The sequence below is a fragment of the Gordonia sp. HS-NH1 genome, assembly GCF_001418765.1.
GTDB lineage: Bacteria > Actinomycetota > Actinomycetes > Mycobacteriales > Mycobacteriaceae > Gordonia.
In genome coordinates, this window is record NZ_LIYC01000037.1 from 1 (window position 1) to 13,614 (window position 13,614).

Consider the following 13,614-nt stretch of genomic DNA (forward strand, 5'->3'; position numbering starts at 1 on the left):
GACGGCGGCGACGCCGTCTGATCGCGACTCCCCTCTTGCAGCGGCCGGCCCGGCGACCCCGGGCCGGCCACTGCCGTGGGGTGGATTCGACGATTTCGCCGTGCCCTCGAATCCCGCCCGCTAGCGTGACTCAGATCACGATCGGGGGATGCGATGATGCCAGCTCGAATCGACGTGCGACGTGCGGACCATGCGGGACGACGGTGGCGGCGACGAGTCCGCGCCGTCACCTGCCTCGCCGCCGGCGCCACGCTCGTCTCCACTCTGCTCGTGGCCGCGCCCGCGGACGCGGCCAACCACCTCTTTCCCGACATCTCCGAGGTCTCGGTTCCCCAGGCCGCATGCGGCCCCGGCTCACTCCCCGAGCCAGGTCTGCAGGGTGACGTCAGCGCGGAGGATCGCCTCTCCGGCCGCAGCATGCGCGGCTACCGCTGCAACGTCACGCGGCTCGGCGGTGTCCGCGGCGCCGGCGGCGGCATCGTCTCGGCGAACTTCGAGCACTGCAGCTACACCGGCAGCCTGTTTCCCGGGAACAATTGGGTGAACCCGCCGGGCGTTCAGGTCATCGACGCCTCGGACCCGAGCTCGCCGCGTGTCGTCGGGTCGCTGACGGATCCGGCCATGCGCGGTGGCACCTGGGAGACCCTGAAGGTCAACAAGGAGCGCAAGCTCCTCGCCGCGACATCGGTGCCGCTGCTGTGGGGCGGCGGGTTCTTCGCCGTCTACGACATCTCCGACTGCACCCGGCCCAGACTCCTCAACAGGGGCCCGGGCACGTCGACGCCGCTGCCGTTCACCTCCCACGAGGGCGGTTTCTCGCCCGACGGCCGCACCTACTGGGCCTCCGGGGTGTTCCCCGGGCACCTCAGCGCCATCGACATCTCCGATCCCCGGTCGCCCCGCGTGATCTGGCAGGGTCTCCACTCGTTCCTCGGACACGGCTTCGGCATCTCCCCGGACGGGAATCGGATGTTCCTGTCGAACATGGCGGGGGTGACCGTGCTCGACATCAGCGACGTCCAGCGCAGACGCCCGCATCCCCAGGTCCCCCACCTCGCCGCGTACCTGTGGCCCGACGGCCAGCTCAACCAGCACTCGATCCCGATCACCTACCGCGGTCGGCCCCACATCGTCACCGCGGACGAGGCCGGTTCCGGCGGGGTCAAGATCTTCGACGTGACGAAGGTGAACGCACCCCGGTACACCGCGCAGATCAAGCTCGAGATCAACCTCCCCGAGCACCTCGACACCAATCTGCGGTCGTCGACCGGCGGTTCGCTGTTCAGCAGCAACCCGCACTACTGCGCGGTCGACCGGCCGAACGATCCCACCGCGCTGGCCTGCGGATGGGAGTCGTCGGGCATCCGGGTCTTCGACATCCGCGACCTCGACCGTATCCGCGAGATCGGCTACTACAACCCGCCGGCCCGCACGGGCACCACCCTGCTGCAGACACCCAACTCACCACATGTCGTCGGCTCGCTACTCGGCGTGCCCGCCGTCGAATTCCTCAGTCTCGGAATGTCGATCGCGAACGGCAAGGTCAGGCTGAACGAGATGGTCGGTCCCCGTAGCGGAATGGTCGTCGGCGGCGACATGTCGACCGACTGGTGCATGTCCCCGCCCGAGTTCCGGGGAAACGAGCTGCGCGTCACCTGTTCCGACGGCGGTTTCCAGGTGTTGCGGCTGAGTCCCGCCGTGTACACCCCACCCCCGGACCAGAACAGCACGATCGGATGAGCTTCTCTCGCCCCGACGTTCCGCTGGTGCGCGCCGTCGTGGTCGCCGCGACCGCGGCACTCCTGCTCACGATGGGCGTCGTCGTGGGGGCCGTGTGGGCGGGCCGCGACCACGACTCGTCCGCGATGAGTGTGTCCGACATCGGATTCGCACAGGACATGTCGGCGCACCACGACCAGGCCATCCTCATGTCGAGGACGATCGGCGCGGTACCCGGGGTCGCGCCGCAGATCCGCGGTGTCGCCGACCGGATCGTCCACACGCAGACCGCCGAGAGCGCGACGATGCGAGGCTGGCTGCAGTGGTTCGACCACCCGATCACCGCGGCGGAGCCGATGTCCTGGATGGCCGGTGGGGACGCCCGTCACGGGGACACCCAGCACGGCGACGGACTCGGCTCCCACCCGCCGATGCCGGGGATGGCGAGCATCGACGAGGTCGGCCGCCTGAGCGCCCTGCCACCCACCGATGCCGAGATCTTGTTCCTGCAGTTGATGATCCGGCACCATCGTGGCGGGATGTCGATGGCCCAGACGGCGTACAACGACGCGCGAACCGGTTCCGCCACGAAGGATCTGGCACTCATGATGATCGGCGATCAGGGCGACGAGATCGGCCTGATGACCATGCTGCTCAAGGAGCGCGGCGCCGATCCGTTGCCGACGTGATCACACGGTCGGCAACGGATCGGAGTCGAGCCTCAATCGGTCTTCGGATGCAGGATGAACATCTCCCACACCTCTTTCTGGTCCGCCGCCCAGGGGTCGTAGACGAACGGCGCGTGCCGCAGGGCCATCCCCGCCTTGCGCGGCGTCCGGTTGGCCTTGAACCCGTTGCAGGACTTGCACGCCGCGACCTGATTGCCGAACGTGCTCGGGCCACCCTGGGACACCGGGACGATGTGGTCGACGGTGTCGGCCGGGCCGTCGCAGTAGGCGCAGATCCATTGATCGCGACGCAGGATGGTCGCATTCGACGCGTAGGAGTCCATCGTCTTACCCGCAAACGGGCGGTAGGCGTCTCGTCTGATCGCCACCACCTTGTGGATGGGCAGGGACAGCGTCGGGGAATGGACGACGCGAACCAGCGGGGTGCCCTCGACGTTCCGCGCGACCTCGGTGGTCAACAGGACCGCGGCGCGGCGCCAGGTGACGCGCGCCAGGATCTGTAGTCCGGCATTGGTGACGAAGATGGTCATGACAGCTCCTCGATGCGTGGGCGAGTGAGTGCGCCGACCACCGAGGTTCATGACCTCAGGAACTGGTGACGCGTGATGTGATCGGTCCCGGCCTGCCGTCGGATTCCAGTCCGCACGGACGGTCGGATGGGGCGGTCCGCCACTCGCCGGCGAAAGCCTTGTCACCCATCGACATCTGCGTCACCTCCTCTCGTTGGTCTGGCATGCTCTGTCGCCACGATAACCGCGCTCCGGGTGCACTGCCACCGTTTATGTCCGGCGTGTTCGGATGTTCACCCAGTTCACACGGGCTGTTTGCAGGCATTTTTCACCGTAGGGCACGTTGAGCGAAGAGTCTCCGGAGCTATCGTCTTCGAGTGCCCCTCGACGAGACGCCCGACGCCCACGTACCGCAGCCGCCCCTGCGGTCGGGTGACCTGTCGGTGTCGATCCTGCTGTGGCTGATCCAGGGAATCCTGGCCCTGATCACGTTCCTGACCGCGACCCTGACCGCCTTCGTCACCGACGCCTGCGCCCACGAAGCGTGCGGAAATCCGGTCTGGACCGAGGTGGCCGTCGGCACGGCCATCGTGTCGGCGGTGGGTTTGCTCGTGGTGTCGGTGACGCTCGTCGTTCGCCGAATCCGACGGCGAATCCCCGCCTGGCCTGCCGGCGCGTGGTGCTGCGCCATCCAGCTGGTCATGATCTTCGTGGTGCTCGAGATCGGACGCCAGGCCGGGACCCTCGACTGAGCAGGGAGCAGGCGCGCGGATCAGAAGATCTCGGGCAGATCCGCCGAGACCGTGTTGGGGTAGGTCGCCGGCCGCTTCTCCAGGAAGGACATGACGCCTTCATAGACGTCCCCGGACTGCCCCCGGTAGAAGATCGCCTTCGAGTCGGCACGATGAGCGTCGAGCGGGCTGGGTGCGCCGGCCATCCGCCAGAGCAGTTGCCGGGTCAGTGCCGCCGAGACGGGCGCACTGTTCGCGGTCATCTCGCGCGCGACGGCGATGGCGGTCTCGAGCACCTGGTCCTTGGGGACGATCTGCTGGATCAGCCCGCGGTCGAGAGCCTCGTCGGCCTGCACCATCTTGGCACCGATCGTCCACTGCAACGCCGTCGGCAACCCGACCAGCCGGGGCAGGAACCAACTCGACGCGGCTTCGGGAACGAGACCGCGAGCGGCGAAGACGAACCCGAACTTCGCGTCCTCCGAGGCGATCCGGACGTCGGCGGGCAGGGTCATCGTCACCCCGACGCCGGCCGACGGGCCGTTGACGGCCACGACGATCGGTTTGAGCGAGGCGAACATGCGCAGGGTGAGTTTGCCGCCCTCGTCCGCGGGAATCTCGGGCTCCCGGCCCGCATCGGACTCCACCACCGACGAGGCATCGAACGTCGCACCACCCGCCTCGAGATCGGCGCCGGCACAGAACGCGCGGCCGTTACCCGTCAGCACCACCGCACGCACAGTGTCGTCGGCATCGGTCTCGTCGAACGCGGCGCAGAGCTCCTCCCTCATCTGCACGGTGAACGCGTTGAGCCGGTCGGGCCGGTTGAGCCGGAAGATCGCGATCTCCCCGTCGCGCTCGACGGTGATGGTGGGCTGGTCTTGTCGGGACTTGCGCCCGACGTCTGATGTATCGCTCGTCACAGAGGTGATGCTATCGGGCGCTGGGACACTCCGCGTCGGCTGTGTCAAAGGTATCCGTTTCAGACACAACACAACGGCGGCGCCACCCTCCTCGGGTGACGCCGCCGTTGTGTCAGATCTGCTCAGACGGGCACGATGTCAGCTCGCGTCGGACTCGCCGGCCTTGGTGAGCTCGACCGGTGCGTCGGGAACCATGCGCGGCTTCTCCGAACCGGTGAAGACGAATCGGGCGTCGTCGCCTTCGCCTTCACCGTCCCAGTTCTCCACGTCGACGAGGACGATCTGTCCGGGAGCGATGTCGCCGAACAGGATCTTCTCCGACAGCTGGTCCTCGATCTCGCGCTGGATGGTGCGACGCAGCGGGCGCGCACCCAGCACCGGATCGAACCCGCGCTTGGCCAGCAGCGACTTCGCGCGGTCGGTGACCTCGAGGGCCATGTCCTTGTTCTTCAGCGCACCTTCCACGCGCGTCAGCATGAGATCGACCATCTGGATGATCTCCTCACGCGTGAGCTGGTGGAACACGACGATGTCGTCGATACGGTTGAGGAACTCGGGGCGGAAGTGCTTCTTGAGCTCGTCGTTGACCTTCTGCTTCATCCGGTCGTAGTTCGACTTGGTGCCGTCGCTCGACGAGAAGCCCATGCCAACGGCCTTGGAGATGTCCGAGGTACCGAGGTTGGACGTGAAGATCAGCACGGTGTTCTTGAAGTCGACCGTGCGACCCTGACCGTCGGTCAGGCGACCGTCCTCGAGGACCTGCAACAGCGTGTTGTAGATCTCCGAGTGGGCCTTTTCGATCTCGTCGAAGAGCACCACCGAGAACGGCTTGCGGCGCACCTTCTCGGTGAGCTGACCGCCCTCTTCGTAGCCGACGTACCCGGGAGGGGCACCGAACAGCCGCGAAGCGGTGAAGCGGTCGTGGAACTCGCCCATGTCGATCTGGATGAGCGCGTCGTCCTCGCCGAACAGGAAGTTCGCGAGCGCCTTGGAGAGCTCGGTCTTACCGACACCGGACGGGCCGGCGAAGATGAACGAGCCCGACGGACGCTTCGGATCCTTCAGACCGGCGCGCGTGCGACGGATGGCCTTGGACACCGCCCTGACGGCGTCCTCCTGGCCGATGATCCGCTTGTGCAGCTCGTCCTCCATGCGGAGCAGACGGGTGGTCTCCTCCTCGGTGAGCTTGAACACCGGGATACCGGTCCAGTTTCCGAGGACCTCGGCGATCTGCTCGTCGTCGACCTCGGCCACCACGTCCATGTCACCGCTGCGCCACTGCTTCTCGCGCTCGGCGCGTTCGGCGACCAGCTGCTTCTCCTTGTCGCGGAGGCTGGCGGCCTTCTCGAAGTCCTGCGCGTCGATCGCGCTTTCCTTCTCCTTGCGCGCGTCGGCGATGCGGTCGTCGAACTCGCGCAGGTCTGGCGGCGCGGTCATCCGGCGGATGCGCATGCGCGCACCGGCCTCGTCGATGAGGTCGATCGCCTTGTCCGGCAGGAACCGGTCGTTGATGTAGCGGTCGGCCAGCGTCGCGGCGGCGACCAGCGCACCGTCGGTGATGGAGACGCGGTGGTGCGACTCGTACCGGTCGCGCAGACCCTTGAGGATCTCGATGGTGTGCTCGACGGACGGCTCGCCCACCTGGACGGGCTGGAACCGGCGCTCGAGGGCGGCGTCCTTCTCGATGTACTTGCGGTACTCGTCGAGGGTCGTCGCACCGATGGTCTGCAGCTCGCCACGCGCCAGCTTCGGCTTGAGGATGCTGGCGGCGTCGATCGCGCCCTCGGCGGCACCCGCGCCGACGAGCGTGTGCAGCTCGTCGATGAACAGGATGATGTCGCCGCGGGTGTTGATCTCCTTGAGCACCTTCTTGAGGCGTTCCTCGAAGTCACCGCGGTAGCGGCTGCCCGCGACCAGCGAACCGAGGTCGAGGGTGTAGAGCTGCTTGTCCTTGAGGGTCTCGGGGACCTTGCCGTTGACGATCGCCTGCGCCAGACCCTCGACGACGGCGGTCTTGCCGACGCCCGGCTCACCGATCAGCACCGGGTTGTTCTTGGTGCGGCGGCTGAGCACCTGCATGACACGCTCGATTTCCTTCTCCCGGCCGATGACCGGGTCGAGCTTGCCCTCCGAGGCGGCGGCGGTCAGGTTGCGACCGAACTGGTCGAGGACCAGCGAGGTGGACGGCGTGCCGGACTCGCTGCTGCGTCCGCCGGTGCCGGCCTCCTGTGGCTCCTTGCCCTGGTATCCGCTGAGGAGCTGGATGACCTGCTGCCGGACCCGGTTGAGGTCGGCGCCGAGCTTCACCAGCACCTGGGCGGCGACGCCCTCGCCCTCGCGGATCAGGCCGAGCAGGATGTGCTCGGTACCGATGTAGTTGTGGCCGAGCTGCAGGGCCTCGCGCAGCGAGAGCTCCAGCACCTTCTTGGCACGCGGGGTGAACGGGATGTGCCCCGACGGCGCCTGCTGCCCCTGGCCGATGATCTCCTCGACCTGGCTGCGGACCCCTTCCAGGGAGATCCCGAGCGACTCGAGCGCCTTGGCGGCCACGCCCTCGCCCTCGTGGATGAGGCCGAGGAGGATGTGCTCGGTACCGATGTAGTTGTGGTTGAGCATGCGCGCTTCTTCTTGGGCCAGAACCACAACCCGACGCGCGCGGTCGGTGAACCGTTCGAACATTGTTCTCCCTCACATTGCTAGCGCCCCGGCCGCCGCGGAGACCGCTTCGGAGGCCCCTGAGGACAACCGGTACGGATAGACGACGACCAGCCTGCTTCCACTCTAGAGGTCGTCTCGGGTGCACCTGCAGTTAACGCCTGCGCAGAGTGCGTGGATCCACCGATGCGGCGGGGATGTGCACAGTACAACTGCGCTGGCCGGGGCTGTGTTCCCCCGCCGCTACGCCGAGAGCGAACGGCGCCGCCGAGTGCCCCCGATGCCGCCCACCTCGAGCTCACACCTGCAGCACGGACAGGATGTTGCCCGACGGATCGGCGAACCACGCGATGTCGGGCCCGTTGTCCCCGCCGCGGACGATCCCCCGCTCATCGTGGGCGAAACCCTCGTACCGCAGCATCTCGACGCCCTTGCCGACCAGTTGGTCCACCGTGGCCTCGAGATCGGACACGGCGATGTTGAGGACGGTGAAATCCGCGGGGACGTGATCGTCCTTCGGATACGCCAGGACGGTCACCTGCCGCCGGATCCGGATTCCCAGGATGCCCATCGGGTACCGCAGCACCCGCATCCCGAGGACGTCGCGGTAGAACCGCTCGGTGGAGCCGAGGTCGCGGACCGCGAAGCCGCTGCACGTCGACGCCGGTGGACCCATCCCGATCTCTTCCTCGTCGGACAGCCGGATGATCTGGACCCAGTTGCCGTCGGGGTCGGCGACGGTCCCCAGGAAGCTGCCGCCCCGGTTCTCGAGAGGACTGATCCATTCGGCACCCAGGTCGTCCAGACGCGCCGCCGTCGCCTGGGGGTCGTCGACGTCGACATTGAGGATCCGGCGAGGGCCGTCGGTGGCCGGCCCCGACACGTCGGCGCGTTTGTCGAACAGGAGGAAGAAGCCGTCGAGTTCCACATAGTCGTATCCGGGTCCCCCGGCCCCGGTCGATTCGATCTGCGCCTGGAAGGCGGTCGAATACCACCGGGCAAGGCGTCCCGGGTCGTCGCTGGAGAGGAGTACCGAACTGCTGGTTGCGGTGGCCATGGTGATACAGACCGCTCGCCGGACCCGAACTCATCGGTGTGCCCGCCGGGCGTTTCGCGCACACCGCGCGCTTCACCGGTGATCGGATTAGCGTCGTAGCCCATGACCCACGACGCCCGGCCCCGGTCACACCGGGTCAATCTGACGGTCTTCATCGCCTCGGGCGTCATCGTGGTGGCCTTCGCCGTCTGGGCGCTGGCGGCACCGGCGGCGGCCGAGTCGACGATCAACGACGTGCGCGACTTCATCACCCGGTGGTTCGGTTGGTGGTATTTCGTCCTCGCCACCGCCATCGTCGGACTCGTGGTGTTCCTCGGCCTCAGCAAGTACGGGCGCTACCGGCTGGGGCCGGAGGAGTCGCGCCCGGAGTACAGCCTGTTCACCTGGACCTCGATGCTGTTCGCCGCGGGGATCGGCATCGATCTGATGTTCTTCTCCGTCGCCGAACCCGTGACCCACTACCTCAACCCGCCGACCGGACTCGCCGAGACCAACTCGGCGGCGCGGGAGGCCGTCACGTGGACGGTGTTCCACTACGGGGTCACCGGTTGGGCGATGTACGCGCTCATGGGTGGCGCGCTCGCCTACTTCGCCTTCCGGCACAACCTCCCGCTGACGATCCGGGCGGCCCTGTACCCGGTCTTCGGCAGACGTGTCGAAGGCCGCTGGGGCGACGCGATCGACGTCGCGGCCGTGCTCGGCACCATCTTCGGCATCGCGACGTCGTTGGGAATCGGGGTCGTCCAGCTCAACTTCGGGCTCAACGAGATCTTCGGGATCGAGCAGGGCAAGGCGGCCCAGATCGGCCTCATCGTGCTGGCTGTGGTCATCGCGACGGCGTCGGCGACCTCCGGCGTGGACAAGGGCATCCGCCGCCTCTCCGAGATCAACGTGATCCTGGCGATCTGCATGCTCGTCTACATCACGGTGGCCAAGGATGCGGACTTCTTGCTCAACGGGCTCGTCCAGAACGCAGGCGACTACGTGTCCACCTTCGCCGACCGGACCCTCGACACCTTCGCCTGGGATCAGGTGAATCCGCCGCCCGGCAACGACGCCCGCGCCTTCGTCGACGGCTGGACCCTCTTCTTCTGGGCCTGGTGGGTGGCCTGGGCCCCGTTCGTCGGACTCTTCCTGGCCCGCATCTCACGCGGACGCACGTTGCGCCAGTTCATCTTCGGGGTCCTGGTGGTCCCGTTCAGCTTCATCCTGGTGTGGATCTCGATCTTCGGCAACAGCGCCCTGCAGGTGGCGCGCGGCGATGCGGACTTCGCCGAGACGACCGCCTCCACACCCGAAGCCGGGTTCTATTCGCTGCTCGAGCAATACCCCGGTTCGACGCTGCTCATCGGCATCGCGACGATCACCGGCCTGCTCTTCTACGTGACCAGCGCCGACTCCGGCTCGCTCGTCATGGGCAATTTCACCAGTCGTCTCGACGACCCGATGGCCGACTGCGCGCGCCCGTTGCGCGTCTTCTGGTCGGTGGCGATCGGCCTGCTGACGCTGTCGATGCTGTTCGCCGGCGGCGGTGACGGGTCCATCCTGACCCTGCAGGCCGCGACCGTGATCATGGGCCTGCCGTTCTCCTTCGTACTCGGGCTGATCGGCATCTCCCTGCTGCGTGCCGTCCGCAGCGAATCGGTCAAACTCGACAGCTTCCGGACGACCTTGCCGAAGGTGATCGCCGTCGGGCGCGGCCCCACCGAACACGGCAGCTGGCGGCAACGACTCATCGGGACCCTTCGCTTCCCCGGCCCGGTCGCCACCCGAAAGTTCATCGGCGCCAACGTCGTACCGGCGATGACCGAGGTCGCCGAACAGTTCGGTCGCGAGGGGGTCACCGCGACCGTCGACGAGTCGGCCGAGAACGAGGGTCTGCCGTCTCCGCGCCTCGTCGTCGAGCTCGCCGAGGTCCCCCGCTTCGAGTACTGCGTGTGGCCGGTCTCGGCCCCGACCCCCACCTACGCGGTCCGGTCGCAGCGTTCCGACGATCGCTACTTCCGTTGCGAGGTGTACCTCACCGAGGGGTCGCAGGGTTACTCGCTCACCGGGTACACCCGCGACCAGATCATCGGCGACATACTCGACCAGTACGAACGCCATCTCGGATACCTGCACCTGCGGGATGCCGCCGGTGATCACCACGACCCCGAGCCCGATCCGGGCGCCGGCGAGGGTACCGTGCCCGACAGCGACACGGACATCCCCGACAGCAGTTCCGAAGGAGCACCGGCTCGATGAGCGAGACCCTCTACATCGACGGCCGGTGGCAACCGGCCGTCTCCGGCGAGACCCGTGAGATCCGCTGTCCCGCAGACAACTCGGTCGTCGGCACGGTGTCCGAGGCGGGCGTGGCCGACACCGAGGCCGCGATCGCGGCGGCACGACGCGCGTTCGACGCCGGCGAGTGGAGCGCAACACCCGCCGCCGAGCGTGGGGACCTCCTCCTCCGCGTCGCGGATCAGATCGACGAGCGCAGAGACGAATTCGTCCGGGCCGAGACCCTCGACACGGGTAAGCGGCCGTACGAGTCCGACCTCGACATGGCCGACATCGCCCACTGCTTCCGGTATTTCGGCAAACTCGCGGCGACCGATGCCGGCCGCGTGGTCGACACCGGCTCCCCCGACTCCGATTCCCGCATCGTCTACGAACCGGTCGGCGTCTGCGGGCTGATCACACCGTGGAACTACCCCCTGCTGCAGGCGGCCTGGAAGGTCGCGCCGGCACTCGCGGCGGGAAACACCTTCGTCCTCAAGCCCGCCGAACTGACCCCACACACCTCGATCCTGCTGATGCAGGTCCTCGAGCAGGTCGGCCTCCCGGCAGGCGTGGGCAACCTCGTCCTGGGCGCGGGGGCCGTGGCCGGGGCGCCCCTGTCCTCGCATCCCGACGTCGACCTGGTCTCGTTCACCGGCGGACTCGTGACCGGCCGGATCATCGCCCGCGAGGCGTCGGCGACGGTGAAGAAGGTCGCACTCGAACTCGGGGGCAAGAACCCCAACGTGGTGTTCGCCGACGCCTGCGCCACCGACGAGTTGCTCGCCGCCGCGGTCGACAACGCGCTCAACGCCGCATTCCTGCACTCCGGCCAGGTGTGTTCGGCGGGCGCACGGCTCATCATCGAGGAATCCGCACACGACCGCTTCGTCGACGAACTCGTCCACCGTGCGGATCGAATCCGTCTCGGCCTCCCCTACTCCGAGGGCACCGAGACCGGTCCGCTCATCTCGGCGGCACACCGCGACAAGGTGCACGCCTACGTCGAACAGGCCCGGGCGGACGGTGCCGTCATCCGTACCGGCGGCGCATTCGCGACGGGCGATGCGGGATCGGGCAGCCTCGACGACGGGTGGTTCTATCTGCCCACCGTGATCGATCACGCCGACCGGTCGATGGCCTGCGTGCACGACGAGGCGTTCGGGCCCACCGTCACCGTGGAGACCTTCACCACCGAGGACGAGGCGGTGACCCTGGCCAACGACACCGTCTACGGATTGGCCGGGGCGGTCTGGTCGGCCGATGCGGCGCGCGCCCGTCGCATCGCCGGACGGATCCGCGCCGGAACGGTGTGGGTCAACGACTTCGGACCGTATCTGCCCGAAGCCGAGTGGGGCGGGTACGGCCAGTCCGGTTTCGGTCGGGAACTCGGGCCGTCGGGGCTGGCGGAGTACCGCGAGGCCAAACATGTCTACGAGAACCTCAGACCGGGTGTCACCGGCTGGTTCGCGGACCGGTCGGGCGACCGAGGGGATCGGCGATGAGCGAGACCTACGACCACGTGGTCGTCGGCGGCGGCTCGGCGGGTGCCGTGATCGCGTCGCGGCTGTCGGAGGACCCATCGATCTCGGTGTGCCTGCTGGAGGCGGGCCCCTCCGATGTCGGCGACGACGCGATCCTGCGACTCGACCGATGGATGGATCTCCTCGAATCCGGTTACGACTGGGACTATCCCATCGAGCCGCAGGAGAACGGCAACGACTTCATGCGGCACGCCCGTGCCAAGGTCCTCGGCGGGTGCAGTTCGCACAACAGCTGCATCGCCTTCTGGGCCCCGCGGGAAGACCTCGACTCCTGGGAACGCGACTTCGGTTGCGCCGGGTGGGGTTCGGCGGAGCTGTACCGGCTCTATCCGCAGATCGAGACCAACGACGCGCCGGGCGCACACCACGGTCGCAGCGGACCCGTCCACGTCATGAGCGTGCCGCCGAAGGACCCGTGCGCCCTCGCCCTGCTCGATGCGTGCGAGTCGGTCGGCATCCCCCGTGTCGAGTTCAACAGCGACACCACGCTCGTCAACGGCGCCAACTTCTTCCAGATCAACCGACGGCCCGACGGAGTGCGCGCCTCGTCGTCGGTGAGCTACCTGCATCCGCACCTCGACCGCCCGAATCTCACCGTCCGTACCGGATCATGGGCCAAGCGCGTGGTCATCGAGAGGGTCGACGGCGAGCTGCGCGCCGTGGGCGTGGACATCACCGACAACGCCTTCGGTCGCACCACACGGATCGAGGCCCGGGGTGAGGTCATCGTCTCGACGGGCGCGATCGATTCTCCGAAGTTGCTGATGCTCTCCGGAATCGGGCCCGCCGACGACCTGCGCGAGCACGAGATCGAGGCGCTCGTCGACGCACCGGGGGTCGGTGAACACCTCCAGGACCATCCCGAGGGGGTCATCGGGTTCGAGACCACGAAGCCCATGACACGCGAGTCGACCCAGTGGTGGGAGGCGGGCGTCTTCACCACCATAGACGAGGGTCTGACCCGGCCGGACCTGATGATGCACTACGGCAGTGTGCCCTTCGACATGCACACCCTTCGTCAGGGCTACCCGACCAGTGACAACACCTTCTGCCTGACGCCGAACGTGACGCACGCGCGGTCACGGGGCACGGTTGCGTTGCGCTCCCGCGACTTTCGTGACAAGCCGCGCGTGGACCCGCGGTACTTCACCGACGTCGAGGGCTACGACATGCGGATCATGATCGCCGGCCTGCGGAAGGCCCGCGAGATCGCTGCGGCCGAACCGTTGGCGCCGTGGATCGCGCGCGAACTGTATCCCGGTCCCGGCACGACGAGCGACGCCGAACTGGCCGACTACATCACCCGGACGCACAACACCGTCTACCACCCGGTGGGCACCGTGCGGATGGGCCCGCCCGACGACGAGCTGTCGCCGCTGGACCCCGAGCTGCGCGTGAAAGGCGTTGCGGGCCTGCGCGTGGCCGACGCGTCGGTGTTTCCCGAGCACACCACGGTGAACCCGAACCTCACCGTCATGCTCGTCGGCGAGCGCTGCGCCGAGCTGGTGCGCGCGGACAACTGACG

10 protein-coding genes are annotated in these 13,614 nt (G+C 67.7%); 6 read left to right on the forward strand and 4 right to left on the reverse strand.

The window, feature by feature from the left end; genetic code table 11:
• The first annotated feature begins 153 nt into the window (after positions 1–153).
• Together AMD30_RS19500 and AMD30_RS19505 are read left to right on the forward strand one after the other, a co-directional pair.
• The gene (locus AMD30_RS19500; protein ID WP_055476765.1) at positions 154–1,740 is read left to right on the forward strand and encodes an LVIVD repeat-containing protein; all 1,587 of its coding nucleotides are present in this window, start codon (positions 154–156) and stop codon (positions 1,738–1,740) included.
• A complete protein-coding gene (locus AMD30_RS19505; protein ID WP_055476766.1) occupies positions 1,737–2,408 on the forward strand; it encodes a DUF305 domain-containing protein in 672 nt (223 codons plus the stop codon). The genes AMD30_RS19500 and AMD30_RS19505 overlap by 4 nt, the downstream gene beginning before the upstream one ends.
• Positions 2,409–2,440: 32 nt before the next feature.
• On the opposite strand, the gene AMD30_RS19510 is transcribed toward AMD30_RS19505, so the two are convergent.
• Positions 2,441–2,938, reverse strand: a complete 498-nt coding sequence (locus AMD30_RS19510; protein ID WP_055476767.1) for an HNH endonuclease — start codon at positions 2,936–2,938, stop codon at positions 2,441–2,443.
• Positions 2,939–3,294: 356 nt separating this feature from the next.
• On the opposite strand from AMD30_RS19510, the gene AMD30_RS19515 reads away from it, so the two are divergent.
• Positions 3,295–3,669: a hypothetical protein gene (locus tag AMD30_RS19515; RefSeq protein WP_055476768.1), complete on the forward strand. Its 375-nt coding sequence runs from the start codon at positions 3,295–3,297 to the stop codon at positions 3,667–3,669.
• 20 nt (positions 3,670–3,689) lie between these two features.
• Here AMD30_RS19515 and AMD30_RS19520 read toward each other — a convergent pair whose 3' ends face one another.
• The 3 genes from AMD30_RS19520 to AMD30_RS19530 all read right to left on the reverse strand — a co-directional run bounded on the left by AMD30_RS19520 (position 3,690) and on the right by AMD30_RS19530 (position 8,283).
• Positions 3,690–4,571: an enoyl-CoA hydratase-related protein gene (locus tag AMD30_RS19520; RefSeq protein WP_055476769.1), complete on the reverse strand. Its 882-nt coding sequence runs from the start codon at positions 4,569–4,571 to the stop codon at positions 3,690–3,692.
• Between the two features lie 138 nt (positions 4,572–4,709).
• On the reverse strand, positions 4,710–7,250 hold the full coding sequence (locus tag AMD30_RS19525) for an ATP-dependent Clp protease ATP-binding subunit (RefSeq protein WP_055476770.1): 2,541 nt from the start codon (positions 7,248–7,250) through the stop codon (positions 4,710–4,712).
• A 274-nt stretch (positions 7,251–7,524) separates the two neighbouring features.
• Entirely contained in the window at positions 7,525–8,283 is a 759-nt protein-coding gene (locus tag AMD30_RS19530) for a VOC family protein (RefSeq protein WP_055476771.1), read from the reverse strand.
• A gap of 102 nt (positions 8,284–8,385) precedes the next feature.
• Here AMD30_RS19530 and betT point away from each other — a divergent pair, with 102 nt between their 5' ends.
• The 3 genes from betT to AMD30_RS19545 are packed head-to-tail and all read left to right on the forward strand — an operon-like array spanning position 8,386 to position 13,612.
• Entirely contained in the window at positions 8,386–10,527 is a 2,142-nt protein-coding gene (gene betT, locus AMD30_RS19535; RefSeq protein ID WP_055476772.1) for a choline BCCT transporter BetT, read from the forward strand.
• Positions 10,524–12,050: an aldehyde dehydrogenase family protein gene (locus AMD30_RS19540; RefSeq protein ID WP_055476773.1), complete on the forward strand. Its 1,527-nt coding sequence runs from the start codon at positions 10,524–10,526 to the stop codon at positions 12,048–12,050. Before betT ends, AMD30_RS19540 begins: the two co-directional genes overlap by 4 nt.
• Positions 12,047–13,612 carry a GMC family oxidoreductase gene (locus AMD30_RS19545; RefSeq protein WP_055476774.1) on the forward strand — a complete coding sequence of 522 codons (1,566 nt, stop codon included), beginning with the start codon at positions 12,047–12,049 and terminating at the stop codon, positions 13,610–13,612. Before AMD30_RS19540 ends, AMD30_RS19545 begins: the two co-directional genes overlap by 4 nt.
• Positions 13,613–13,614: the final 2 nt, after the last annotated feature.

What these genes read in the sequence shown, in the direction of transcription:
- AMD30_RS19505 (WP_055476766.1), top strand. Translation starts at nt 1,737, where the DNA reads ATGAGCTTCTCTCGCCCCGACGTTCCGCTGGTGCGCGCCGTCGTGGTC.
- AMD30_RS19545 (WP_055476774.1), top strand. Translation starts at nt 12,047, where the DNA reads ATGAGCGAGACCTACGACCACGTGGTCGTCGGCGGCGGCTCGGCGGGT.
- betT (WP_055476772.1), top strand. Translation starts at nt 8,386, where the DNA reads ATGACCCACGACGCCCGGCCCCGGTCACACCGGGTCAATCTGACGGTC.
- AMD30_RS19530 (WP_055476771.1), bottom strand. Translation starts at nt 8,283, where the DNA reads ATGGCCACCGCAACCAGCAGTTCGGTACTCCTCTCCAGCGACGACCCG.
- AMD30_RS19540 (WP_055476773.1), top strand. Translation starts at nt 10,524, where the DNA reads ATGAGCGAGACCCTCTACATCGACGGCCGGTGGCAACCGGCCGTCTCC.
- AMD30_RS19500 (WP_055476765.1), top strand. Translation starts at nt 154, where the DNA reads ATGATGCCAGCTCGAATCGACGTGCGACGTGCGGACCATGCGGGACGA.
- AMD30_RS19510 (WP_055476767.1), bottom strand. Translation starts at nt 2,938, where the DNA reads ATGACCATCTTCGTCACCAATGCCGGACTACAGATCCTGGCGCGCGTC.
- AMD30_RS19525 (WP_055476770.1), bottom strand. Translation starts at nt 7,250, where the DNA reads ATGTTCGAACGGTTCACCGACCGCGCGCGTCGGGTTGTGGTTCTGGCC.